The following is a 24,834-nucleotide window of genomic DNA, read 5'->3' on the forward strand; positions in this document are numbered from 1 at the left end:
TATTACATGTGACTCAAAATAAAACTACAACGACTTTTAATAGTATCAAAAGGTACATTAATAATTTCATAACCTAATTCAGTATATGCTTCGTTTAAAAATTTACTGATAGTTTCTGACTGCTCAAAAGTCTCGTAACGTTCGTTATCTGATTTATAAATTTGTTTCCAAGGTAGAAATTGAAAAACTTTTGTATATCGATATTGCTTACTTTTTTCCAAAAAGATATCAGGAAATTCAGTATTAAAATAACGCATGTATGCATGAATACTAGGAATTCCTCTATCGAAGAAAATAATACGATCGTTACACTTATCTGCATCTATGTATTGTTGTTCTCTTCCTTCTAATAGTTTGTAACTAAATAAAATAGGATCTGTCAAGAATAACTGTTCTATTCCTTCCTCTTGTGCCTTCTTTGTAACTTCTCGCGATATTTCAGGCATACATTTAAAGCCTTGACGTTTTAAATATCTTAAAACAGAAGATTTACCTGTACCTGGACCACCAATAAAAACAATTTTTTCTTGCATGGGGCAAAAATAAAAGTTTCATTAGTTATATGTAATAAATAGTGTAATTTTGTTCTCCAAATATTTTGGACAGGCTTTATTTAAAAGAAATATATAAAATATTTAAAGAGGATATCATGTCAGATAGAGAGTCTTTTTACATAAAATTGAAAACCAAATTAGAGGAAACAACTAAGTTTCCAACAAAATACTTGTATAAATTTATCGTTCCTTCTAATGGAAACCAAGTTGAAGAAGTGAAAAACTTATTTGATAAAGGAGGAGCCGTAATCGAAACTAAAAAGTCAAGAACTGGGAAATATGTTAGTGTTTCTATTCATGTTACTATGGGCAGTTCTACTGAGATTATAGATTACTATAAACAAGCTGAAAAAATCGAGGGAATTATATCATTATAAATTTTTATGAAAAAAATCATTATTGCATTTGTTTTATTGTTTTTCGGATTTCAAAGTTTTGCTCAGAAAGACAAAGTACTACTTACTATAAATGATAATCCTGTTTACGTGTCTGAGTTTAAACGCGTGTATGAGAAAAATTTAGACCAGATTAGCGAAAGTGAAAAGGATATAGATAAAAATTTAGAGTTATTTGTAAACTATAAATTGAAATTACAAGAGGCTTACAATCTGAAATTAGACACTTCAAGAACTTATAAAAGTGAGTTTAAAAGTTATAAAAATCAGTTAATGACTCCATATCTCCAAGATGAAGACTTTAAGAAAACACTTGTAAAAGAAGCATATGAAAGAACAATAGAAGAAGTTCGTGCAAGTCATATATTAATTTCTTATTCAAAAAAAAGTGCTAAGAGAGATTCAACTGAAATTATTAAGGTTTTAGATTCAATTAAATTAAGAATTAAAAATGGCGAAGATTTTGGTAAGCTTGCGAGAGAGTATTCAGATGATCCTTCGGCAAAAATGAATGGAGGAGACCTTGGCTATTTTAACGCTTTTAGAATGGTATATCCTTTTGAAAAAGCAGCTTACGAAACAGCAGTAGATAATGTTTCAGAACCGTTTAAAACAAGATTTGGTTATCACATTTTAAAAGTAACAGACAAGAGAATGTCAAAAGGAGCTTTTGAAGTAGCTCATATTTTAGCAAGAGATAATAGTATTGTTGGTAAGGTAAAGATAGATTCTGTTTATCAGAAACTTCAAAATGGAGCATCATTTGAAGAATTAGCAAAAAAATATTCAGAAGACAAAGGATCAGCTGTTAATGGTGGAATGTTACCGAAGTTTTCTTCTGGAAGAATGGTTCCGGCTTTCGAAAATGAAGTTTTCAATTTAAAGGAAGAAGGCACTTACAGCAAACCTTTTAAAACAAGATATGGTTGGCACATCGTAAAATTGATTAAAAATTATCCAGTTAAATCATTTGAACAGTTAAAACCAGAACTTGAAGCTAGAATTAGAACTAGTAATAGAGGTAAGTTATCTCTTCAAAAATTAATTTCTGATTTAAAGAAAAAATACAAGGTAGTTACCAATACGAATTTACTAGACAAAGTTGTCAAAGATAGAAACACTGAATTCTCGGAAGATAAAGAAAAAGAAGGTGTTTTGACAATCGAAAAAAAGGAAATAGCTTTAAAAGAGTTTTTAGATTTCATAAAAAATAAAAGATATTTAACCGTAGAAAATCTTTGGAAAAAATTTGAAGATCAGGAGGTGTTAAACTACTACAAGGAAGATTTGGTAAATATTTTTCCAGAGTATAAGAATACACTTCAGGAGTATAAAGATGGATTGTTACTTTTTGATTTAATGAAGACCAAGATTTGGGATGCTTCTCAGAAAGATGATGAAGGTTTAACTATTTATTTTAAAGAGAATAGTAAAAAATATAAATCTCAAGATTTAAGTAAAATAAAGGGAGAGGTAATTAATGATTATCAAAAGTATTTAGAAGAAAAGTGGTTAAGCTCTCTCAGGAAAGAAAATAAAGTTAAGATTAATAACAAAGTTTTAAAGAAATTAAAAAAACAGTATAATCAATAAAATTAAGTGAAGAAACTAGTTCTACTTTTTTTAGGAATCCTAATGGTAAGCTCTTGCGAAAAAATAAAATCTTTAGATTTATTTACTAAAAAGGAAGAGTCTAAAGAACCTGTTGTTGCTTCCGTTGGAGAAACAAATTTATATTTATCTGAATTAAATAGTGTAATACCAAAAGGAATTGCAGAAAGCGATAGTATCGTTTTAGCGAAAAGTTACATTAATACTTGGGCAAAACAACAACTTTTACTTCAAAAAGCAGAAGAGAATATATCAGAAGTTAATAGCCAGGAGATAGACGAATTAGTAAAAGCTTATCGAGAAAGTTTATACATAAACGGTTACAAACAAAGCTTAATAAAACAACAACTTGATACCATAGTTAGTGAAAAATCAATACTTGATTATTACGAAAATAACAAGGAAAATTTTAAACTAAATGAAGAGTTATTGCAAATTAAGTATGTGTATTTTGGAAATGATTTTTTAGATAAAGAAGAGGCGATTGAGAAGTTTAAATCGAACGAGGAAGAAGATTTAGAAGATTTAGAGTCATTAACAATTAATTTTAAAGATTATCAGTTAAGAGATTCTACTTGGATTACCTATGAAAAATTACTTCAAAAAATTCCACCATTTAGATATGAAGCGAAAGAAAAATTGTTAAAAAATTCAAAATTCATAAAGAAGGAAGATAGTTTAGGAGTATATTTGGTCGCTGTGAACAATGTTTTACTAAGAAACGACATTGCTCCACTAAGTTATATTGAAAATAATATTAAACAATTAATCTTACATAAACGTAAGATAGAATTAGTTAGGGATATAGAAAAAACGTTGATTAATGATGCAATTAAGAATAATGAATTTAAAGAGTATTAGTCTTTCACTTTTTATGATGTGTTCAACACTGAGTTTGTTCGCACAAAAAGTTAAAATTGATGGGGTTGCGGTAGTAGTAGGAAAGAATATAGTTTTAGATTCAGATATTGATAAATTTAAGCAAGAAGTTGAATTAAGAAGTGAGGGGAAAGTTAAGATTTCTAATTGTGAAATGTTAGAAGAATTAATGCAGCAAAAACTTTTAGCTCACCATGCGGTAGTTGATAGTGTTACGGTTTCTAAATCTGAAATTGACTCAAGAGTGAATAGAAGTATTCAGTTTTTTACTCAGGAGTATGGTACTGTTGAGAAAGTTGTAGAAGCCTACGGTTTCAACGATATTGAAGATTTGAGAAAAGAATTATCTCGTGTTCAAAAAGAAAATGCTTTAATCGAAAGAGAACAGGCTAAAGTAACCGAAGATATTGATGTAACTCCAGAAGAAGTTAGATTGTATTATAATGGACTAAAAGAAAAGGAAGAACTTCCTGAGTTTCCTGCAGAAGTTGAATTAGCTCAAATCGTTATAAAGGCAGAACCAACTGAAGAGGAAAATAAAAGAGTTATCGATAAATTAACTGAAATTAGAAGACAGATTATAGAAGACGGTGCTAGTTTTAAGTTAAAAGCAATTATTAATTCTGATGAGCCGAATGTTGGTCAATCAGGAGGATATTTAGGTCCTGTTACTAAAGAAACGCAGTTTATTAAAGAATTTAAAGAAGTGGTATTCTCTCTTGATGAAGGTCAAATTTCTGAGCCATTCAAAACAGATTTTGGATATCATATTGTTTTACTTCATAAAATTAAAGGAAAAGCAAGAGAGGTTTCTCATATTTTGATTATGCCTGAAGTTACTGATGAGACATTGAAAAAAACAAAAGAGAAACTTGAAAAAGTGAGACAAGATTTGGTAGATGAGAAGTTGACTTTTGAAGAAGCTGTTAAAAAATATTCTGAGGATGAGAATACAAAAAACAACGGTGGTTTGTATATCAATCCATATACCAGTGAGCCAACATGGGAATTGACAAGAATGGATCCCGCGTTGTATGGGCGAGTTAACGAGTTGAAAAAGGGTGAGTATTCAGAAGTATTCTACGAAGAGACTAATACTCAAAAGAAAATGTACATGTTAATTTTGATGAAAAACAGAACCGATACACATACCGCTGATTTGGTAAAAGATTATGTAAAGGTTCAACAATTGGCATTAGTAAAAAAGAAAGAAGAAACCATCGAAAAGTGGTCTAAAGAAAAAATATTAGAAACTTATATCAAGCTTGGAGAAGACTATAAAAAGTGTAGTTTTAAAGCGAACTGGAAAAAAGAAAACTAAAAAATATGTCTGAAGTTGCAGCGGTAGATAATCTTGTTAAAAAATATGCCCAATTACAACAAGAAATCGGTAAAGTTATCATCGGGCAAAACGAAGCTGTAAACTTTACTTTATTATCCATTTTTTGTGGAGGACATTCCTTATTAATAGGTGTGCCTGGTTTAGCTAAAACATTATTAGTTAATACAATTTCTAGTTCTTTAGGTTTAGGTTTTAACAGAATTCAGTTTACTCCAGATTTAATGCCTTCTGATATTTTAGGAAGTGAAATTTTGGATGAAACTAGAAAGTTTAAATTCATAAAAGGTCCTATTTTCTCTAATATTATTTTAGCAGATGAGATTAATAGAACGCCTCCTAAAACTCAAGCGGCTTTATTAGAAGCAATGCAAGAAAGATCGGTTACAATTGCTGGTAATCATTATAAACTAGATTTGCCGTTTTTTGTTTTAGCAACGCAAAATCCTATAGAACAGGAAGGAACATATCCTTTACCAGAGGCTCAATTGGATCGTTTTATGTTCTCTATTAATTTAGATTATCCTACTTTTGAAGAGGAAGTTGAAGTAGTTAAAAGTACGACTTCTTTAAATAACCAGTCTGTAAATGCCTTATTTAATGCTGCTGAAATTATAGAGATACAAAAACTGATTAGAAAGATTCCTGTGGCAGATAATGTTGTTGAGTATGCCGTTTCTTTAGTGGGTAAAACAAGACCTAATTCTGATTTAGCAACTGATTTTGTTAAAAAGTATATTGATTGGGGAGCAGGACCAAGAGCTTCTCAAAATTTAATACTTGCTGCCAAAGCGCATGCTGCTGTAAATGGTAAATATTCACCAGATATTGAAGATGTTCAGGCTATTGCGGTTCCAATTTTATCGCATAGAGTAGTTAAAAACTATAAAGCAGAGGCAGAAGGAATATCAATCCAGGATATTATTACTTCATTATTTTAATAAATTGAAACGTTAGAGCTATTATATTAATAGCTTTATGAAATAAAAAAACTCGGAAGATTAATTCCGAGTTTTTCATTTATAAGAAGTAGCAAACTTATTTCTTTATAAATTTCTGTATCATTCTCTCTTCGCCATCGTTTATTTCTAATAAATAAACTCCAGTTTTAAGAGTATCCACATTAATATGGTTTTCTTCAATATTTCCAGTGGTAATTACTTGTCCTAAAATTGATGTGATTGTATAAGTTACATTTTCAGCATCTCTATCTTGTAATTGAATATTGATAAAGTTGCCAACTACAGGATTTGGATACATTTTGAAGTCTCCTTCAAACGAATCAAATTCATCAGTATTTAGGTAATCTAATTCAGTTAAAGACGAACTAGCAACCGCATTTGCTGATCTAGCCGCTGTTCCTGAAGTTCCTGTAATAGTAACTTGATCGATATAGATGTAATCACTATTATTTGAAGCGTCAGCTTGGAAACGGAACTGAGCGTTAGAAGCAAAGTTATAATTTGACTTATTTAATGTAACAGTCGCGTTATAGAAAGTACTATTGTTAAAGTCTGTTCCTCTTGCCCAAACTTGAACTGTTTGCCATGAACTTCCATTATAATATCTTAACCAGAAATCCTCTCCGTTTTCCATACTATAAGCATAAAAGTAAAAATCAACTTCAACTGTATCAAAAGATGTTAAATCAAAAGTTTCAGAAGTCATAGCAGACGCAGTTCCTGAGTTGTCTCTTAAACGTATCGAGAAAGAACCTTCGAAAGACCTAGAACCAGAATATCTAGCAACATCGCTTCCTCCGTCAGACCAATTATCCCATCCCGATTCAAAATATGATTCAGATAATACAACAGGACCAGTTGGATTTGTTCCACCACCATTATTAAGATTACCTAAACCATTAAAAGTATCCGTGCTTAATACATTCCATTCAGAAGTAGTGTAAACAGTATTCGGAGTAGTTACACTAGATAGTCTTTGTAAAGTAACATCTTGAGCAAAGTTAGCGCTACTAGTCGGATCACCTAATAAATCTAATAAAACTCCGTTTTTAAATAATCCTATTGCATCATTTCCATTGAAAGTAGTAACACTAGCTTCGGTAATGTCAGCTACATTTAAAATAGCAGCAGTTGCGCTTGAATTAGCAACTACATAAACATCGCCATCAGCTAATTGACCACTTAAATTTAATACACTTGTAAAACTACCTAATCCATTTGTAGCTTTTCTTAAAGAATATTCAGATAAATCAACTGTTGCTCCAGATAAGTTAGCAATTTCAATGGCCTTGTTATTTGATGATCCTTCTACGTATTCAGAAATAATTAAATCTCCATTTGTAGATGGCTCTGGTAGCGTTGTAACATTTACGGTATTACTAGAATTTGAAACATTTCCAGCTTCATCAAATGCTCTAACTGAAAAGTTATAGTTTGTATTAGCAGTCAAGTTATTTACCGTAAAACTTGTAGTAGTAACAGTAGCTATTTTTGTGCTTCCCTGATAAACGTCATAACCAGTTACAGCAACATTATCAGTTGATGCCGACCAAGCTAAATCTGTAGATGTTTGAGTAGTATTCGAAGCAATTAATCCAGATGGAGTAGAAGGAGCAGTTGTATCAGCAGTTCCAGTATCCATTGTATGTGTTCCTAAATCTGTAAATGTATCAATTGTAAACGTATCCCATTCAGAGGTTACATAGCTATTATTCGGAGCAGTTATTGTTGACTTTCTTCTTAAAGTAACATCTTGTGCAAATGTTGCGCTGCTACTCTGATTTCCTACCAAATCAATTAAAACACCGTTTTTAAATAAACCAATAGCATCATTTCCATTAAAAGTTGTAACGCTATTTTCTGTAATGTTAGCTACACTTGTTATTGCTGTTGAAGCACTGTTATTAGCAACAATATAAACTTGTCCGTTTGCTAATGAACCACTTAAGTTTAATATGCTTGTAAAACTTCCTGATCCATTGGTTGCTTTTCTTAACGAGTAAGAAGATAAGTCAACTGAAGTTCCGGTAAAGTTCGCAATTTCTATAGCCTTATTATAAGAGGAACCTTCAACGTACTCAGAGATTAATAAATCGGCAGCGTTTCCACTTCCTGATCCTCCACCAGATTGAGTAGTTACAGAAACAGTATTACTATTTCCTGAAGTGTTTCCAGCAGCATCATAAGCTCTTACATAAAATGAATAGGTTGCACCAGAGCTTAAAGCAGTCACAGTATAGTTTGTATTTTGAGTTGTTGCGATTTGTGTTCCGTTTCTAAAGATTCTGTATCCAGCTACAGCGATATTGTCTGTTGAAGCAGACCAAGCTAAATCAACTGTGCTTTGTGTTACATTTGAAGAAACCAACCCAGATGGAGTAGTAGGAGCCTGTGTATCACTTCCACCTCCAGTGTTTCCAAATAAATCTTCAGCTTGCGGTCCTCCCCAAATTTGTGTTGCAAAAGCTGGATTATCAACAAAAGGATTTCTGTTTCCTTGTTCTACTTCCAAAACAGGGTTACGTTGTTTCTCTAGGTCAGAGACAGGATCTTCAGCGTTCCATTGTAAGAATAAATCAATCATATTTGTATCTGTAGGTACAGAACTTCCAACTCCAACATTCGTTGGTAAAGTTTGATTTCCATAGCGTAAATACATGTACATCATCATTCTTGCAACATCTCCTTTCCATTCATCTCCAGGATACCAATTCCCTTCTGGAGTAATGTAAGAAGCTGCTCCGCTACCTGCGGCGAATTTCCTGTTACTTCTCGAAGAATTTCTTGAGCCATCACAAGGACGTAAACTGTGCGCATCTGCTCCAGGTCCTGTAGTTCCTAGATTAGGATTACCTAAAGATTTTGGATACACGTGTTCTCTGTTCCAATCTCCAGAGTTTCCACCGTTTTGATCTCTACCTCTGGTTCTGTCATTGGTAATGTCCGAATCAGTATCATTCCAACCATAAATTAATACGACTCTTGTCGAGTTAGTTGGATCAAGATCTGTTTGTTTTAAAGCATCCCAGACACCTGGAGTGTAGCTTAGAAAAATGTTATGCGTAGTGATAACTTTTGTAGCAAGTTCATCTTTTAAAGCTGAACCATTTAAGGTTAAATTTACATCGTTGTAGTACGACGGAATTTGAGCTCCTACCGATAAGCTGGTTATCAGTAGAAGGAGTAAGGGTAGTAATTTTCTCATTTTTTATTTTGTTAAAACCGACCAAATTTCATATTACTATGTTAAGATAGTGTTAATAAATCATTATGCATTAAGAAGTTATTAACATATTTATCAAGAAAGTCAACAAAATGAGAAAGAAAGAGTATATCTAAACAAAATTAGGGCGATTTATAGATAAAAGTGTAAATTTGCAAGCCAAAAGAGAAAAAACAAAAATGAAGATATCATATAACTGGCTACAACAATTTTTACAACTTGATTGGTCTCCTGAAAAAACAGGTGAATTGTTAACTGATTTAGGTTTAGAAGTTGAAGGTATTGAGTTAAAGGAAAGCATTAAAGGAAGCTTAAATGGAGTTGTTGTTGGTGAAGTTTTAACTTGTGTAAAACACCCAAATGCAGATAAATTAAAAGTTACTACGGTAAACCTAGGAAATGGCGAGCCTGTGCAAATTGTTTGTGGAGCACCAAATGTTGATGCCGGACAAAAAGTTCCTGTAGCAACAATTGGAACGATGTTATATGATGAAAAAGGAGAAGGTTTTAAAATCAAGAAAGGTAAAATTCGAGGTGAAGAAAGTCAAGGAATGATTTGCGCTGAAGACGAACTAGGTCTTGGTAGTAGTCATGATGGAATAATGATTTTAAGTGAAGACTTAGTTCCTGGGACTCCTTGTGCGGAAGTGTTTAAAATTGAAACAGATCACGTTTTTGAAATCGGATTGACTCCAAACAGAGCAGATGCTATGAGCCATTATGGTGTTGCTCGTGACTTAAGAGCAGGATTAATGCAAAAAGATGTGAATCTTGAATTGATTTCTCCTTCTGTTTCTGATTTCCATGTTGATGAAAGACGCCTTAAGATTGATATTGAAGTAGAGGATAAGGAGTTAATTCCTAGATATTGTGGTATTACAATTACCGATGTTGAAGTAAAAGAATCTCCAGAGTGGATTAAAAATAGATTAAAAGCTATTGGAATTGCTCCAAAGAATAATGTGGTAGATATCACGAACTATGTTCTTCATGAATTAGGACAACCTTTACACGCTTTTGATGCTTCTAAAATCAGAGGGAATAAAGTTGTAGTTAAAACTTTAGAACAAGGGACTAAATTCGTAACATTAGATGAAGTTGAAAGAGAATTATCTTCTGAAGATATTATGATTTGTGATGCTGAAGACAATCCGTTGTGCATTGGTGGAGTATTTGGAGGTTTAAAATCTGGAGTTACTGAAAACACAACAACGGTTTTCTTAGAAAGTGCATATTTTAATCCTGTTGCAATTCGAAAAACAGCAAAACGTCATGGTTTAAATACAGATGCTTCTTTCCGTTTCGAAAGAGGAATTGACATTAACCAAACTAAATACGCTTTAAAGCGCGCAGCTTTATTAATTGAAGAGTATGCAGGAGGAAAACTTTCTTCTGATATTTTAGATTTCTTTCCAGAGAAAGTAGATGATTTTGAGGTTTTCTTATCTTTTGATAGTGTTTACAGATTAATTGGTCAAGAAATTCCAAAGGAAACTATCAAGAAAATTTTAGCTTCTTTAGAGATTAAGATTAATAGTGTTACAGAAGCTGGTTTAGGATTGGTTATTCCTTCTTACAGAGTTGATGTGCAAAGAGAAGCAGATATTATTGAAGAAATCCTAAGAGTTTATGGATATAATAATATTGAGTTCTCTCATAAGTTAAATGCATCAATTTCATTTGATGATGATACACAGGTAAAAGTTGAAAACACAGTTGCTAATCAGTTAGTGGCAATGGGATTCAACGAAACAATGTCAAATTCTTTAACCAAAGAGGATTATATTGAGTTATCTGAAGATTTAAACACCAACTTCAATGTTGAAATGTTAAATCCTTTAAGTAGCGATTTAAAGGTGATGCGTCAATCATTATTATTTAGTGGGTTAGAGAGCATTGCTTACAATATAAACAGGAAGAATAATAGTTTAAAGTTCTTTGAGTTCGGTAAAACCTATCACAAGTACGAAAGCGGTTATGAAGAACAAAAGCATTTAACTTTATTTGTTACAGGAAATAGAACTAAAGATACCTGGAGATTAGATAATAAGCTTTCGGACTTCTTTTACTTAAAAGGTGTAATTAAAAGTCTTTTTGGAAGGTTAGGACTCACAAACCTAAAAACGACACCAGTAAAATCTGATGTATTTTCTGAAGGACTAGCGCTAAGTTTAGGAAAAACTAAATTAGTTGATTTTGGAGTTGTAAAACGTTCAGTTTTAAAAGAGTTCTCTATTAAACAAGAAGTTATTTTTGCTGATATAAAGTGGGATGTAATTTTACCATTAGTAGGTAAAAAGAAAATTAAAGTTAGTGACTTACCTAAGTTCCCATCTGTAAAAAGAGATTTAGCTCTTTTGTTAGATGAGAAAGTAGAATTTAAAGAGCTGTATAATTTAGCTTTCCAATCAGAAAGAAAATTACTGAAGGAAGTTGATTTGTTCGATGTTTATCAAGGTAAGAATTTACCGGAAGGAAAAAAATCGTATGCTGTTAGTTTCGTGTTACAAGACGAAAATAAAACACTTAATGATAAACAGATAGATAAGATAATGCAAAAATTACAGCAAACATTCGAAAAGAATGTTGGTGCAGAATTAAGATAATGTAAAAGCTCCTTTTGGAGCTTTTTTAATACAGAAAAGTTATGAGAAATAAATTGTTTTTAATTGTAGGTTTCATGCTTACAACAGCTTTTTCACAGAAGTTAAACGAAAAGAGAATATCGAAGCTAGAAAAAATTGGTTATGCTATTGATAGTACATTGTTCAATAGTGATTATAAATATGTAGATGATATTTATAATATAAAAGGTTTAACCGAGAGATTCTTTATTGAATCTGAGGATAGCGAGATTAAAAAGTATAATTCTGGTTTTTACAAAGGATTTAGCGGTAATTTTTCTTTAGGGAAAGAGTTGGTTAAGCAAATAGAATTGGGTGCTGAGTATACTTTTCTAAGAGCTTATTCGGAAAATGATGAATATTTTTTATTGTTCAGATTGTTCGGTGAAGAGGGTTTAAATTATCATAGACATCTGATTAAATATATCAATAACGAGCCTAAGATTGTAGATACATACATATATCTTACCGGAGAATATTTATCTGAGTCATTCAAAGTGATTTATGAAATGTCTTTGAATAACTTAAGTTTTATGAAAAGGATATTGAATCGAAACGATTTAAAGGATTATGAGAAGATAGATAAAATGAAGAGATATCGAGATTCAGGGAAGTATGAGGAATTAGTGGAGTTATATGAATCCTTGAATGAAAAATCGAAAAAGAAAAAAATATTTAAAATTTATTCGTTATTAGGGTCTCAACATTTGTCAGAAGAATTATATATAAAATATATCGATGAATACGAGAAAGAGTTTCCTAATGATCCAAGTTTGTATTTAATTTCTATGGATGGTTTTATTATGAAAAACCAATTTGATGATGCACTTACAACTCTAGATAAACTGGATAAATCCATAGGAATTGATGATTTCTTAGATTATTACCGTGGTAATATTTACTATATGAAAAAGGACTATAAAATGTCTAAAGATAAATTTCTAAATGTAGTAAGCAATTATCCTAACTTTGTTGATGGTTACGATGGTCTACTAACATTATATATCGAAAGCAATGAAAAAGGGAAAGCTATAGAAATATTGAATGTTATGGTAGAAAGATTTGATCTTAGAAAGGAAGATTTAAAATCATCTGTAGAAGAAACTTTTCAAGATTTCTCAAAGTCTAATGAATTCAAAGCTTGGTTAAATAAATAAGTTAATATGTACAAATTAATTATCCGTCCAATATTTTTTCTTTTTGATCCTGAAAAGATTCATTATTTCACTTTTTCATTGGTGAAGTTTTTATCTAAAATACCTTTTGTAAGTTCAATTTTTAGAGGTTTATATAAGGTTAATGATAAAAGATTAGAGCGTAATTTACTTGGTTTAACTTTTAAGAATCCAGTAGGTTTGGCTGCAGGTTTTGACAAAAACGCCGTTTTATATAACGAGTTAGCCGATTTTGGGTTTGGTTTTATAGAAATCGGAACCGTTACACCAGAAGGTCAAGTTGGAAATCCGAAACAACGATTATTTAGATTGAAAGATGACAAAGGGATTATCAATCGAATGGGATTCAATAATGAAGGATTAGCAGCGGCTATTACTCAATTAAAGAAGAACAAAGGAAAAGTAATTATCGGTGGAAATATAGGTAAAAATACAGCTACGAAGCCTGAAAATTATACAGCTGATTATACAAAGTGTTTTGAAGAATTGCATTCTTATGTAGACTATTTTGTGTTGAATGTAAGTTGTCCAAATGTATCGAGCCATGCTAAACTAGAAGATGCCGATTACTTAAAAGAACTAATTACTGAGGTTCAAAAAATAAATAGTTCTAAATCTACTCAAAAACCAATATTATTAAAAATTGCACCAGATTTAAATACAAATCAACTGGATGAAATTATTGAGTTAGTTGCTGATACTAAAATTGATGGTATAATTGCGTCCAACACATCGGTCGATAGAACTGGATTAAAAGCTTCTGACGATAGGTTAGAAGAAATTGGAAATGGAGGTTTAAGCGGACAACCAATTAAAGAAAAGAGTACAAAAGTGATTAAATACTTAGCAGATAATTCTAATAAAGCTTTTCCAATTATTGGAGTAGGAGGTATTCATTCTGAAAGAGACGCGTTAGAAAAAATTGACGCTGGTGCCGACTTAGTTCAGGTTTATACTGGTTTTATCTATGAAGGTCCATCTTTGGTGAAAAGAATAAACAAGGCTATTTTAAAAAGAAGTTAAAACATGTTGGAAATATTAATTTCTTTTGCCTTGTCAACTGCAGCATTAGCAATATCTCCTGGACCAGACAACATTTTTGTATTAACTCAAAGTATTGTAAATGGTAAAAAGTTTGGAATTGCCACTGTTTTAGGATTAATGACGGGTTGTATTATTCATACCACTCTGGTAGCTTTTGGGGTTTCAGAAGCTATTAAAGCCAATGAAAATATATTTTTAATAATAAAATTATTTGGAGCTGGGTATTTATTATATTTATCCTATTTGGTTTATAAAAGTGATGCGAAAATTGCTTTTTCAACTGAAAATGTAGAGAAGAAATCAACGTTAGAGTTATTTAAAACAGGGTTTTGGATGAACATTTTAAATCCGAAAGTAACTATTTTCTTTTTGGCATTCTTTCCTCAGTTTTTATTTTCTCAAACAATATCAACGGTTATTCAATTTTACGTTTTAGGAGGTATTTTTATTTTGGTTTCCTTCATCATATTTTCTTTAATAGCGATTTTAGCGGGTTCGATCTCGGATTTAATAAAGAAAAATGAGAATGTCGGAGTTTATTTAAAATGGCTACAAATCATAGTTTTCGTTGGAATCGCTATTTTTATTCTATTACCAGATTCTAAATAATTACCATTTTTTTCGCATTATTAATTTCTCGATATGGGCGTAGTGATGATTGCAATGCCAAGCATAGATTCCTATATTTTCCTTAAGTGTAACTTTTTCATTACCTTCTGGGTGAATGAAAAATGTATTTAATTGCTTAGGGTTAAGTAGTTTCAGAAAAAAGACCCATTTTGCATGAAGTGCTTTTAGCGTGTTTAATGATAGCTCTATAGGACCAAATTTTGCATCTAACAGTTCAGCCCATCTTCCTTCGTAATAAGCCTTTATAATTGGTTTGTCTTCAGTTAAAGCCCATTTAAATCTTGTATATGAATTATGGTGGCTATCAGCACAGTGATGAACAACTTGTCGAATTGTCCATCCATCTTCACGGTAAGGAGTATCTAATTGTTCGTCGGATAATTTTGAAACTAAAACTTCTAATCGCTCTGGAAAATCCTCAATGGTTTTAATCCAATCTTCAATGTTATTTTTTGTTATTTCATCGGGAATGTTCGGTTTACCAATTGGATATTTAAGATCTTCCATTTTATTTCTTTTCTGTAATTTTTTGTAGATTTCGTTTCGAACTTCTATTTTCAGGATTGATACTTAAAGCTTTTTTGTAACTCTCAATAGCATTTACAGTGTCTTTTATCTTTAAATATGCATCACCTAGACTATCAAAAGTATTTGAACTATTTGGATATAATTCGGTATTAATTTTAAATATATTAACTGCTTTCTCTAATTCATTATTTCGAATAAAACGATAACCAGCTCTATTCAAAGTTCTTTGTCTAATAATAGGGTTTAAACTATCTCTTTCTTTAATTTGTTTATAACCCTCTAAAGCTAAATTATAGTTATTTTCTGCTAAATATTCACTAGGGGTTTTTTGTCCTGCTTTTAACTTAAAGAATGTATACTTTTCACCTTTATGCTCTCTTTTTTCAGCTAGAGTGATTTTATTTGATTCCGTATTAAAAATAAGCTTTTCATTAAGTTCACGCACATAAAATACGCTATCGTTTACTTTTAATGGTTTTAAATCTGTGTTTCGCCAGTTTAAAAATAACTCTTGTTCTTTAAAGATTACTTCAATTACTTCGTCAGCATTAAAAAAGTAACGTCCCGAAGCATTTTCGATAAATTCTTGACTATTTTTTTCAGAAGTACAATTGCTTAACAAGAAAGCGCAAAAAATAGATAAAAAAAGCTTAGTTTTCATAGTGTTGATTTAGGTATTAAAGATAAGACGAATCGTTTACCAATATGTTACAGGATGGTCTTAAAATTAAATCAGTTGGCATAACTATTGAAATACTTAATAAGAATTAGTGAATAAAAACAATTAAAATGCTGTTTATCAGTATTTTGTGTTTTGTTTTTCTTACTAATCAATTTTTAATTAAGATATATAATGTCATATTGACAGATAAATAAGATATGAGTAGATCCAAAATAATACATTTAGACAACTTGTCTTTACAGGATATAATTAATGAAGATTCTGAATTAATTCCTTTATTAACTCCAGAAGATGAAGAAATTATAAATAATGAAGATGTGCCAAATGAATTGCCAATTCTACCTTTAAGAAATACAGTTTTATTTCCTGGGGTTGTAATTCCAATAACGGCTGGAAGAGACAAGTCTATTCAATTAATTAAAGACGCTAACAAAGGAAATAAGACTTTAGGAGTTGTTGCACAAAGAAATAGTGAAGTAGAAGATCCAACTTTAGACGATATCTATCACACAGGAGTTGTTGCTCAAATATTAAGAGTTTTAAAGATGCCTGATGGAAATACTACCGTTATTATTCAAGGAAAAAAGCGTTTTGAGATTAATGAATTAATTCAGGAAGAGCCTTATATGAAGGCTAAGGTTTCTGAAGCAATTGAAGAGCGTACTATTGATGATAAAAAAGAGTTTGATGCAATTATTGAGTCGATAAAAGAACTAGCTCTTGATGTTATTAAGGAAAACCCGATGTTACCTTCCGAAGCTTCGTTTGCTATAAAGAATATTCAATCAAACTCGTTTTTAGTCAACTTTATTTCTTCAAACATGGATTTAAGTGTTGGTCAGAAACAAGTTTTGTTAGAAAAGGACAATCTTAAAGAAAGAGCACTTTTAACGCTTAAAAATTTAGATAGAGAGTTACAAAAGCTCCAGTTAAGAAATGATATTCAATCGAAAACTAGATCTGATTTAGATAAGCAACAGAGAGAATATTATTTACACCAGCAATTAAAAACTATTCAAGAAGAACTTGGAGGAGTTTCTCATGATCAAGAGCTCGAAGAAATGAAGGCTCAGGCTAAAAAGAAGAAATGGTCCAAAGAAGTAGGAGAGACATTTGAGAAGGAACTGAACAGGTTAAGAAGAATGAATCCTCAAATGGCAGAATATGGTGTTCAACGTAACTATTTGGAGTTATTATTAGAGTTACCTTGGAATGAATATTCAGAGGATAAATTTGATTTAAAGAAGGCTCAAAAGATATTAGACAGAGATCATTTCGGATTAGAAAAAGTCAAAGAACGTATTATTGAGCATTTAGCTGTTTTGAAATTAAGAGGAGATATGAAATCTCCTATAATCTGTTTATATGGACCTCCAGGTGTTGGTAAAACGTCATTAGGTAAATCTGTAGCAGAGGCTTTAGGACGTAAATATGTAAGAATGTCTTTAGGTGGTTTACGTGATGAGGCTGAGATTCGAGGCCATAGAAAAACATATATTGGAGCAATGCCAGGTCGTTTAATTCAAAATATTAAAAAGGCTGGAACATCTAATCCTGTGTTTGTGCTAGACGAAATTGATAAGTTAGCTCAAAGCAATCAAGGTGATCCATCTTCGGCTATGTTAGAAGTTTTAGATCCTGAGCAAAATACTGAGTTTTATGATAATTATTTGGAGGTTGGATACGATCTGTCCAAAGTTTTATTCATTGCAACTGCAAACAACATTAATCAAATTCCATGGGCATTAAGAGATCGTATGGAGATTATTAATGTAACTGGTTATACTATTGAAGAAAAGGTAGAAATAGCTAAAAAGTATTTATTACCAAAGCAATTGAAAGAGCACGGATTAAATGATGAGCATTTAAAATTAGGAAAAGCCCAAATAGAAAAAATTGTTGAAGGTTATACAAGAGAGTCTGGTGTTCGTGGTTTAGAAAAACAAGTTGCTAAAGTTGTACGTTTTGCAGCGAAATCTATTGCAATGGAAGATGAATACAACATTACACTTACGAATGAGGACATTGAAACCATTTTAGGTCCAGCAAGGTTAGAACGTGATAAGTATGAAAATAATGATACAGCCGGAGTTGTTACAGGTTTAGCTTGGACAAGTGTTGGAGGTGATATTTTATTTATTGAATCTATTTTATCTAAAGGAAAAGGAAACCTTTCTATTACAGGTAATTTAGGTACTGTAATGAAAGAATCTTCAACAATTGCGATGAAGTATATAAAGTCGAATGCAGAGTTATTTGGAATAAATCCTGAAATAATTGATAATTACGATGTACATATTCACGTTCCTGAAGGAGCAACTCCTAAAGATGGTCCAAGTGCAGGGATAACGATGTTAACATCTTTAGTATCTGTATTTACTCAGCGAAAGGTTAAGAATAAAATAGCAATGACTGGAGAAATTACTTTGCGAGGAAAAGTATTACCAGTTGGAGGTATAAAGGAGAAAATCTTAGCTGCTAAAAGAGCAAATATCAAAGAGATTATTTTATGTGCAGATAACAAAAGAGATATTGATGAAATCAAAGAGAGTTACTTAAAAGGATTGAAATTCCATTATGTAACCGAAATGAGTGAAGTAATTGATATCGCACTTACTAAACAAAAAGTAAAGAACGCTAAGAAATTAGCTTAATAAAAAAAGCCTCACAACTGTGAGGCTTTTTTTAGCATCTTTGGTTTGCTTTCCAATTATAAGTTCCGCCAACATTACTTGCTACTTTGGCACATCCATCTTGAGTTAGATTAAAGCAATAATTTCCTACGGCTGTCGAAATTTCACATTTTCCAATAGGTTTATCCTCTTTAAACTCTAATTCTTTAACTAAGTGTAATAAATCCTTTGCTTCCATAAATTATCTGTTATCGGCATCACTTAATAAAGACCATCTTCCATTTACTAATCCTTCTAACCATTGATTTGGTGCTACGATACTTTGATCTCCTTGTCTACAATTATATTCAGAGTATGGATAATAAAGCCTTGATGTGTGATGTCTTACTTTCGAATATTGGTTAAAAGTAACTACCCAATTACTTGAGGATTTATCTACACTATAGGTAAATAAAGCTTCTTCGGCACTTTTAATTGATTCAGTTGATTCATTGGATTTAGCAGCTTCGCTTGAGTTTACGTCTTCCGTTATTTCAGGAATAATAAAAGTATTCATAATTATAAGTTTTTGTTTCCTTCAAAATTATAATAGGAAGAAGTGATTATGAATACCTACAAATAAGGATTTTTAAAGTTTGAACGAGATGTTTAGACAGGCTTTTAAAAATTCCTTAAGTCAATAGTTTCTCCGTTTTTTAATTTATTCTGAGTGTCTAAATCAAAAATACGTTGAGCTACAAATTCAGGAGTATATAACTCGTTATTTTCTTTTAAGTTAATAAAACGTTGCACATTTTTGAAATCATCAACAGAGGTTTCTCGAATTTGAGATTGCATGTTTGTATCAACCACTCCAGGTCGAATTCCGTATGCTTGCACACTATTTTCAACTTCAATTTGCTCTTGACCAATTGTTGCTGTCATCATGTCTAAAGCTGCCTTAGAGCTACAATAAATGCTCCATCCGTTATATGGTTTAGTAGCAGCTCCTGAGGATATAGAAATGATTTGTTTTTTACAATTTAAATTAGCAAACTTTTCAATAAATATACTCGAAAAAGCTAGAGGGATTGTAGTGTTTAAGAGAATTGACTTTTCAATATCATGCGTTGGAATATTCTCTAAATTGCCAATATTTCCTAATCGACCAGCGTTGTTAATTAAAGTGATAGATGTAGGGCTGTGTTCAATTATATTATTTAAAAGTAAGCTGAAAGTATGAGTTGCAGAAGAAAAATTTAAGAGATTAATGGAGATTTCTTTGAGATTTTTGTTTCCTGTAATTGATCGAGAAAGAGAATAAACAATATAATTTTCGGAACTATATTTCTTTGCCAAGGCATTTCCGATTCCTTTACTTCCTCCTGTTATAATTACAATATTACTCACTTAATAATTTTTTATATAAATCTAAAGTTTCATTTACCGTACGCTCAATACTGTACACATTTAAAATTCTGTTTTTAGCATTTTTACCCATTTGTTTACAAAGCTCTTCATCATTAGCTAATTTTGAAATAGCTTTTCCAATGGCTTTTGAATCTTTAAGAGGCACAACAATTCCTGAACTTTCATCGATTAGTTCAGTACAACCACCAGCATTTGTCATGATAACAGGTTTACCTATACTCATTGCTTCACTAATCGCGCGTCCAAAACCTTCACTTAAAGAAGTTTGAACATACATATCGCAACCTGCCAATAAATCAGGAACATCATTACGTTTTCCTAAAACATGAATGCGATTACTAATTTCACTGTTTTTTTTAATACTATCTAAGTGTGGAGCATCTGTATTTTCTCCAATTAATACATAATGAATTTCTTTATTTGAGTCCAAAAAGTTTGAAGACTCTAAGAAATACTTAGTTCCTTTCACTTTTCTGTGATTTCCGATAGAACAGACTACTACCGCATCTTTTGGAATTCCCATTTGTGAATAATCAAACGGATTTACGTCAGAAAACCACTCAGAACTATATCCTTTGAATATGCGAATAGCCTTGTTCTTGTGCTTTCCAAAAAGCTGTTTTTTAACGTGGTTATAAACGAAATTGCTATTTCCTATAATCGCATCGATTCTAGGGTTTAAATAGGTTAAGTAAGAACTAGGGTCGTACCAATGCAAGCTCACAGAACCAAAATAGATAACAGTTTTTACTTTAGGAAGTTTACGAAGTGCAATTAATCCACTTCGAGCCGCTTTTCCACTAACAAAATGAACTAAGTCAATGTTGTGTTTTGTAATTAATTTAGAAAACTTTTCTTGGTATTCGGAATCTATTTTTTTCTCTGGATAAAAGTTTAAAAACGTAGCGTTTTCGTCTTGTGAAGTAATATATTCAATGACATCATCTTTAAGCGGACCGATTAAGTAAATATTTACTCCTTTTTCTTTTAAACCAAGAAATAAGGCCACTTGCGCAATTTGAGTGTTTAAATTACCACCACCTAAAACAAAAAGTACATTCATGTTAATTACTTAAAATAAGTTTTGGCTTCATTCCAAAAAACATCCATTTCAGCCAAACTCATCTCTGATAATTCTTTACCAGTTTCTTTGGCTTTTTCTTCAAGATATTGGAATCTGCTTATAAACTTCTTATTAGTTCGTTCTAAAGCATTTTCTGGATTTACTTTTATAAAACGCGCATAATTAATCATAGAAAACAAAACATCTCCAAATTCCTTTTCAATGTCATCCTGATTTCCATTTTTAATTTCTTCGTTCAATTCATTTAGTTCCTCTTGAACTTTCTCCCAAACTTGATGAGGCTCTTCCCAATCAAAACCAACACCAGCAACTTTATCTTGAATTCTATTGGCTTTTACTAATGCAGGTAAACTTCTAGGAACACCTTCTAGAACAGACTTTTTACCTTCTTTTAGTTTAAGTTTTTCCCAGTTTTGTTTTACTTCTTCCTCATTTTCAACAGTAATATCGCCATAAATATGTGGGTGCCTATCTATTAATTTGTCAGAAATAGCATTGGCAATATCTGCTATATCAAAAGCTTTCTTTTCACTTCCGATTTTAGCATAAAAAACGATGTGCAAAAGCACATCGCCTAATTCTTTTTTTAACTCTTCCAGGTCGTTATCTAAAATAGCGTCACCTAATTCGTAAACTTCTTCAATTGTTAAATGTCTTAAGCTTTCAAGTGTTTGCTTTTTATCCCAAGGACATTTTTCGCGTAAATCGTCCATTATATCTAAAAGACGATTAAAAGCTTCTAATTGTTGTTTACGAGAGTTTAACATATACTATTCTTCTTCGTCAGTAGTAACTTCTTCTTGAGCTAATGTTGAGAAGTCAAAATTTGCTTTTACTAAAATGTTGTACCACTGTATTACTTTCTTAATATTTGAAGTATATACTCTTTCGTCATCATAATCAGGTAAAACTTCAGAGAAGTAAGCTGTTAATTTATTAGCACTTTCTTTGTGCGAAATAGCTTCCTTTCCACCTTCTTTATCAGCTATGTTTTTAAATACGTTAGCTAAAGGAATATCTTCAGCATATGTAAAAATAGCGATGTTTTCCAACAAGCTTACGTTATGAGTTGCTGTAATTGGCATTCGCTTATCATCTAATAAAGACTTTACGATTACACCACTTTTAGTTTGTGATAAAATTTCAAATAATCCAGGCTTACCAGATACAGCTATAATTTTACTAAATTCCATGTATATAATTATCTTTTTAATTTAGGAAAGCGCATTCTATAATCTGCTTTTATCTTTCCTTTTGAAATATTTTCTAATTTTTTCTTGATTAATCTTTTCTTTAAAGAAGAAAGTTTATCAGTAAATAAAATTCCTTCAATGTGGTCATATTCGTGCTGAAATACACGAGCTGCTAATCCAGATAAAACTTCTTTTTTAGTTTCAAAGTTTTCATCTTGATATTCTATTGTGATTGTTGGTTGTCTCCAAACATCTTCACGCACATCAGGAATACTTAAACATCCTTCATTAAAAACCCATTCTTCACCTTCTTCTTCAAGAATTTTTGCATTTATGAATACACGATTAAATCCTTCTAAAACTTTACGTTCCTCATCACTTAAATCATCATCAGCAGCAAAAGGAGAAGCATCAATTACAAATAAACGGATATCTTTTCCAATTTGAGGAGCAGCTAAACCAACACCTGAAGCATTGTACATTGTTTCTTTCATGTTGGCGATTAATTCATTAAGGTTCGGGTAATCTTTATCGATTTCCTTTCCAACCTTTCTAAGAACTGGATCACCGTAAGCAACAATAGGTAAAATCATAAATAAATTATTTTTTTAATGCATGCAAAAGTACAAATAACGTTTATTTCTATAAATTATTTGTTATACAAATATGATTGTAGAATAATCGTTGCACTAATTTCATCAACCAAAGCTTTATTTCTTCGCTGTTTCTTTTTTAATCCGCCATCAATCATAGTCTGAAAAGCCATTTTAGATGTGAAACGTTCATCAACGCGTTCAAAAGGAATTGTAGGAATTTCTTTTTTTAGTTTTTCTAGAAAAGGAAGTATAAGTTGTTCGCTCTCACTGTCAGTATTATCCATTTGCTTTGGTTTTCCAACAATGAAAAGTTCAACATTCTCTCTAGAGATATAATCTTTCAAAAAAGAAAATAAATCTTCAGTAGGAACCGTAGTTAATCCAGATGCAATTATCTGTAATTCATCAGTAACGGCAATTCCCGTTCTTTTCAAACCAAAATCAATAGCAAGTATTCGTGCCAAATTATTTTATTTTTGGCAAAAATACTCATTTTAAACAAGGAAATGTTTTCTGTTTAAAAAATGTATTTTCGCTTTTGAAAATTACAGACTGATTTATATTTGCTTAAAATATTTTAATAATGACAGAAATTCGTTCAATTATAGAAAAAGCTTGGGATAACCGAGAAATGTTAAAAGAAGAAGAAACTATTGCTGCTATTAGAAAAGTAGTTGATTTATTAGATTTAGGAGAATTACGAGTAGCAGAGCCGACAGCTGACGGATGGCAAGTGAATGAATGGGTAAAGAAAGCAGTTGTTTTGTATTTCCCAATTCAAAAAATGGAAACTTTAGAAGCTGGAATTTTTGAATACCATGACAAAATTCCATTAAAGAGAAATTATAAAGAAAAAGGAATTAGAGTAGTACCGAATGCTGTTGCTCGACATGGAGCTTATATTTCTGCTGGAACTATTTTAATGCCAAGTTATGTAAATATTGGAGCTTATGTTGATGAAGGAACTATGGTTGATACATGGGCCACAGTAGGTTCTTGTGCTCAAATTGGAAAAAATGTTCACTTATCGGGTGGAGTAGGAATTGGTGGAGTTTTAGAACCTTTACAAGCTGCTCCAGTAATTATTGAAGATAATGCTTTCATTGGTTCTCGTTGTATTGTGGTTGAAGGTGTAAAAGTAGAAAGAGAAGCAGTTTTAGGTGCGAATGTTGTATTAACCGCATCTACTAAAATTATTGACGTTACAGGTGATGAACCTGTTGAAATGAAAGGAAGAGTTCCGGCTCGTTCTGTAGTAATTCCAGGAAGTTATACGAAGAAATTTGCTGCAGGAGAATACAATGTACCATGTGCTTTAATTATTGGAAAACGTAAAGAAAGCACAAATAAGAAAACTTCTTTAAACGACGCATTAAGAGAGTACGACGTAGCCGTTTAAAAATTCATAGTTAAATATATTTCCAAAGAGACCGAATATAGTTTTATATTTGGTCTCTTTTATTTTGGTTTCAAATGGCGAAAATTTCAATTATTATTTCTTATTACAAGGCATTAGACAATTTAAAATTAATCTTAGAAGCGCTGAATAATCAGAGTTCAAATGATTTTGAAGCGATTGTTTCAGAAGACGATAATAATCAAGAAACTATTGATTTTTTAAATACCAATAGAAAGAATTATAAATATGAAATTTTACACGTAAATCAGGAGGTTGATGATGGTTTTAGAAAAAACCAAATGCTTAATAAATCAATTAAAGCATCTACTACTGAGACACTTGTTTTTATTGATGGAGATTGTATTCCGCACAAACATTTTGTAAAAGCTTACATAGAGAATATTGAAGAAAATGTAATGTTAAAAGGAAGAAGAGTGATGTTAGGTGAAAAAATTACTGAGAATATTCAAAAAAACAAAACATTAGCTCCTTTAAATGGATTGTCTGTTTTTTTCTCAGATTCTGGAAAGAAAAAAGAAGCTGTTTATTTAGGAAATAAGAGCTTACTTTTAACAATGAAAGATAAAGGTTTGCTTGGTTGTAATTGGGGAATTCAAAAGAAACATTTAGTTGAAGTAAATGGTTTTGATGAAGATTATATAAGAGCTGCTGTTGGTGAAGATACTGATATTGAGTGGCGTTTAAAACGAAGCGGAATAGGAAGTAAATCAATGAAAAACAAAGCTATTGTTTACCATTTACATCATGAGAGAAGTTATTCAAATGAAGGTGTCGAAAAGAATAGAGAATTGTTAAGAGAAAAGCTTGAAGCAGACAATTATGTGTGTTTAAATGGTCTTGAAAAACGTTAGT

24 protein-coding genes are annotated in these 24,834 nt (G+C 31.4%); 12 read left to right on the forward strand and 12 right to left on the reverse strand.

The window, feature by feature from the left end; genetic code table 11:
* Positions 1–2: 2 nt before the first annotated feature.
* Positions 3–533, reverse strand: a complete 531-nt coding sequence (locus tag ACOSP6_RS02050) for an AAA family ATPase (protein WP_422093076.1) — start codon at positions 531–533, stop codon at positions 3–5.
* A gap of 116 nt (positions 534–649) precedes the next feature.
* On the opposite strand from ACOSP6_RS02050, the gene ACOSP6_RS02055 reads away from it, so the two are divergent.
* From ACOSP6_RS02055 to ACOSP6_RS02075, 5 genes are read left to right on the forward strand one after another with little or no spacing between them, the layout of a single operon-like run.
* Positions 650–931, forward strand: a complete 282-nt coding sequence (locus ACOSP6_RS02055; RefSeq protein WP_422093077.1) for a DUF493 family protein — start codon at positions 650–652, stop codon at positions 929–931.
* Between the two features lie 6 nt (positions 932–937).
* Entirely contained in the window at positions 938–2,542 is a 1,605-nt protein-coding gene (locus ACOSP6_RS02060) for a peptidylprolyl isomerase (protein WP_422093078.1), read from the forward strand.
* Positions 2,543–2,548: 6 nt separating this feature from the next.
* Positions 2,549–3,421 carry a hypothetical protein gene (locus ACOSP6_RS02065; RefSeq protein ID WP_422093079.1) on the forward strand — a complete coding sequence of 291 codons (873 nt, stop codon included), beginning with the start codon at positions 2,549–2,551 and terminating at the stop codon, positions 3,419–3,421.
* Positions 3,384–4,760 carry a peptidylprolyl isomerase gene (locus tag ACOSP6_RS02070; RefSeq protein ID WP_422093080.1) on the forward strand — a complete coding sequence of 459 codons (1,377 nt, stop codon included), beginning with the start codon at positions 3,384–3,386 and terminating at the stop codon, positions 4,758–4,760. The genes ACOSP6_RS02065 and ACOSP6_RS02070 overlap by 38 nt, the downstream gene beginning before the upstream one ends.
* 5 nt (positions 4,761–4,765) lie before the next feature.
* Positions 4,766–5,719: an AAA family ATPase gene (locus ACOSP6_RS02075; RefSeq protein ID WP_422093081.1), complete on the forward strand. Its 954-nt coding sequence runs from the start codon at positions 4,766–4,768 to the stop codon at positions 5,717–5,719.
* 97 nt (positions 5,720–5,816) lie between these two features.
* Here ACOSP6_RS02075 and ACOSP6_RS02080 read toward each other — a convergent pair whose 3' ends face one another.
* Complete coding sequence (locus tag ACOSP6_RS02080; RefSeq protein WP_422093082.1) at positions 5,817–8,945, reverse strand: endonuclease; 3,129 nt, start codon at positions 8,943–8,945, stop codon at positions 5,817–5,819.
* 197 nt (positions 8,946–9,142) lie between these two features.
* On the opposite strand from ACOSP6_RS02080, the gene pheT reads away from it, so the two are divergent.
* From pheT to ACOSP6_RS02100, 4 genes are read left to right on the forward strand one after another with little or no spacing between them, the layout of a single operon-like run.
* Positions 9,143–11,569 (forward strand): phenylalanine--tRNA ligase subunit beta, encoded by a 2,427-nt coding sequence (pheT, locus tag ACOSP6_RS02085; protein WP_422093083.1) that lies wholly within the window; start codon positions 9,143–9,145, stop codon positions 11,567–11,569.
* A 41-nt stretch (positions 11,570–11,610) separates the two neighbouring features.
* Entirely contained in the window at positions 11,611–12,744 is a 1,134-nt protein-coding gene (locus ACOSP6_RS02090) for a tetratricopeptide repeat protein (protein ID WP_422093084.1), read from the forward strand.
* Between the two features lie 6 nt (positions 12,745–12,750).
* Positions 12,751–13,785, forward strand: a complete 1,035-nt coding sequence (locus ACOSP6_RS02095) for a quinone-dependent dihydroorotate dehydrogenase (RefSeq protein ID WP_422093085.1) — start codon at positions 12,751–12,753, stop codon at positions 13,783–13,785.
* A gap of 3 nt (positions 13,786–13,788) precedes the next feature.
* Positions 13,789–14,415: a LysE family translocator gene (locus ACOSP6_RS02100; protein ID WP_422093086.1), complete on the forward strand. Its 627-nt coding sequence runs from the start codon at positions 13,789–13,791 to the stop codon at positions 14,413–14,415.
* Here ACOSP6_RS02100 and ACOSP6_RS02105 read toward each other — a convergent pair whose 3' ends face one another.
* Together ACOSP6_RS02105 and ACOSP6_RS02110 are read right to left on the reverse strand one after the other, a co-directional pair.
* Positions 14,416–14,943 (reverse strand): YfiT family bacillithiol transferase, encoded by a 528-nt coding sequence (locus ACOSP6_RS02105; protein ID WP_422093087.1) that lies wholly within the window; start codon positions 14,941–14,943, stop codon positions 14,416–14,418.
* 1 nt (position 14,944) lies between these two features.
* Positions 14,945–15,625, reverse strand: coding sequence for a tetratricopeptide repeat protein (locus tag ACOSP6_RS02110; protein WP_422093088.1), 681 nt, complete (start codon positions 15,623–15,625; stop codon positions 14,945–14,947).
* A gap of 218 nt (positions 15,626–15,843) precedes the next feature.
* Between ACOSP6_RS02110 and lon the strand changes: the two genes are divergently transcribed.
* Complete coding sequence (gene lon / locus ACOSP6_RS02115; RefSeq protein ID WP_422093089.1) at positions 15,844–18,300, forward strand: endopeptidase La; 2,457 nt, start codon at positions 15,844–15,846, stop codon at positions 18,298–18,300.
* Positions 18,301–18,331: 31 nt separating this feature from the next.
* Here the strand turns inward: lon and ACOSP6_RS02120 are convergent, their stop codons facing one another.
* The 8 genes from ACOSP6_RS02120 to ruvX form a co-directional block, all read right to left on the reverse strand.
* Positions 18,332–18,517 (reverse strand): hypothetical protein, encoded by a 186-nt coding sequence (locus ACOSP6_RS02120; RefSeq protein WP_422093090.1) that lies wholly within the window; start codon positions 18,515–18,517, stop codon positions 18,332–18,334.
* A gap of 3 nt (positions 18,518–18,520) precedes the next feature.
* On the reverse strand, positions 18,521–18,835 hold the full coding sequence (locus tag ACOSP6_RS02125) for a hypothetical protein (protein ID WP_422093091.1): 315 nt from the start codon (positions 18,833–18,835) through the stop codon (positions 18,521–18,523).
* Between the two features lie 104 nt (positions 18,836–18,939).
* Entirely contained in the window at positions 18,940–19,668 is a 729-nt protein-coding gene (locus ACOSP6_RS02130) for an SDR family NAD(P)-dependent oxidoreductase (RefSeq protein WP_422093092.1), read from the reverse strand.
* Positions 19,661–20,752: a glycosyltransferase gene (locus tag ACOSP6_RS02135; protein WP_422093093.1), complete on the reverse strand. Its 1,092-nt coding sequence runs from the start codon at positions 20,750–20,752 to the stop codon at positions 19,661–19,663. The genes ACOSP6_RS02130 and ACOSP6_RS02135 overlap by 8 nt, the downstream gene beginning before the upstream one ends.
* A 5-nt stretch (positions 20,753–20,757) precedes the next feature.
* Positions 20,758–21,540, reverse strand: a complete 783-nt coding sequence (mazG, locus tag ACOSP6_RS02140) for a nucleoside triphosphate pyrophosphohydrolase (RefSeq protein WP_422093094.1) — start codon at positions 21,538–21,540, stop codon at positions 20,758–20,760.
* A gap of 3 nt (positions 21,541–21,543) precedes the next feature.
* Positions 21,544–21,966: a DUF5606 domain-containing protein gene (locus ACOSP6_RS02145; RefSeq protein ID WP_422093095.1), complete on the reverse strand. Its 423-nt coding sequence runs from the start codon at positions 21,964–21,966 to the stop codon at positions 21,544–21,546.
* Positions 21,967–21,974: 8 nt separating this feature from the next.
* On the reverse strand, positions 21,975–22,559 hold the full coding sequence (gene def, locus ACOSP6_RS02150; protein ID WP_422093096.1) for a peptide deformylase: 585 nt from the start codon (positions 22,557–22,559) through the stop codon (positions 21,975–21,977).
* Between the two features lie 56 nt (positions 22,560–22,615).
* On the reverse strand, positions 22,616–23,026 hold the full coding sequence (gene ruvX / locus ACOSP6_RS02155; RefSeq protein WP_422093097.1) for a Holliday junction resolvase RuvX: 411 nt from the start codon (positions 23,024–23,026) through the stop codon (positions 22,616–22,618).
* Positions 23,027–23,145: 119 nt separating this feature from the next.
* On the opposite strand from ruvX, the gene ACOSP6_RS02160 reads away from it, so the two are divergent.
* Positions 23,146–23,961, forward strand: coding sequence for a 2,3,4,5-tetrahydropyridine-2,6-dicarboxylate N-succinyltransferase (locus ACOSP6_RS02160; protein WP_422093098.1), 816 nt, complete (start codon positions 23,146–23,148; stop codon positions 23,959–23,961).
* A 74-nt stretch (positions 23,962–24,035) separates the two neighbouring features.
* The gene (locus tag ACOSP6_RS02165) at positions 24,036–24,833 is read left to right on the forward strand and encodes a glycosyltransferase (RefSeq protein ID WP_422093099.1); all 798 of its coding nucleotides are present in this window, start codon (positions 24,036–24,038) and stop codon (positions 24,831–24,833) included.
* The last annotated feature ends 1 nt before the right edge of the window (position 24,834 follow it).

The organism is Tenacibaculum sp. MEBiC06402, from assembly GCF_049239625.1.
Taxonomy (GTDB): domain Bacteria; phylum Bacteroidota; class Bacteroidia; order Flavobacteriales; family Flavobacteriaceae; genus Polaribacter.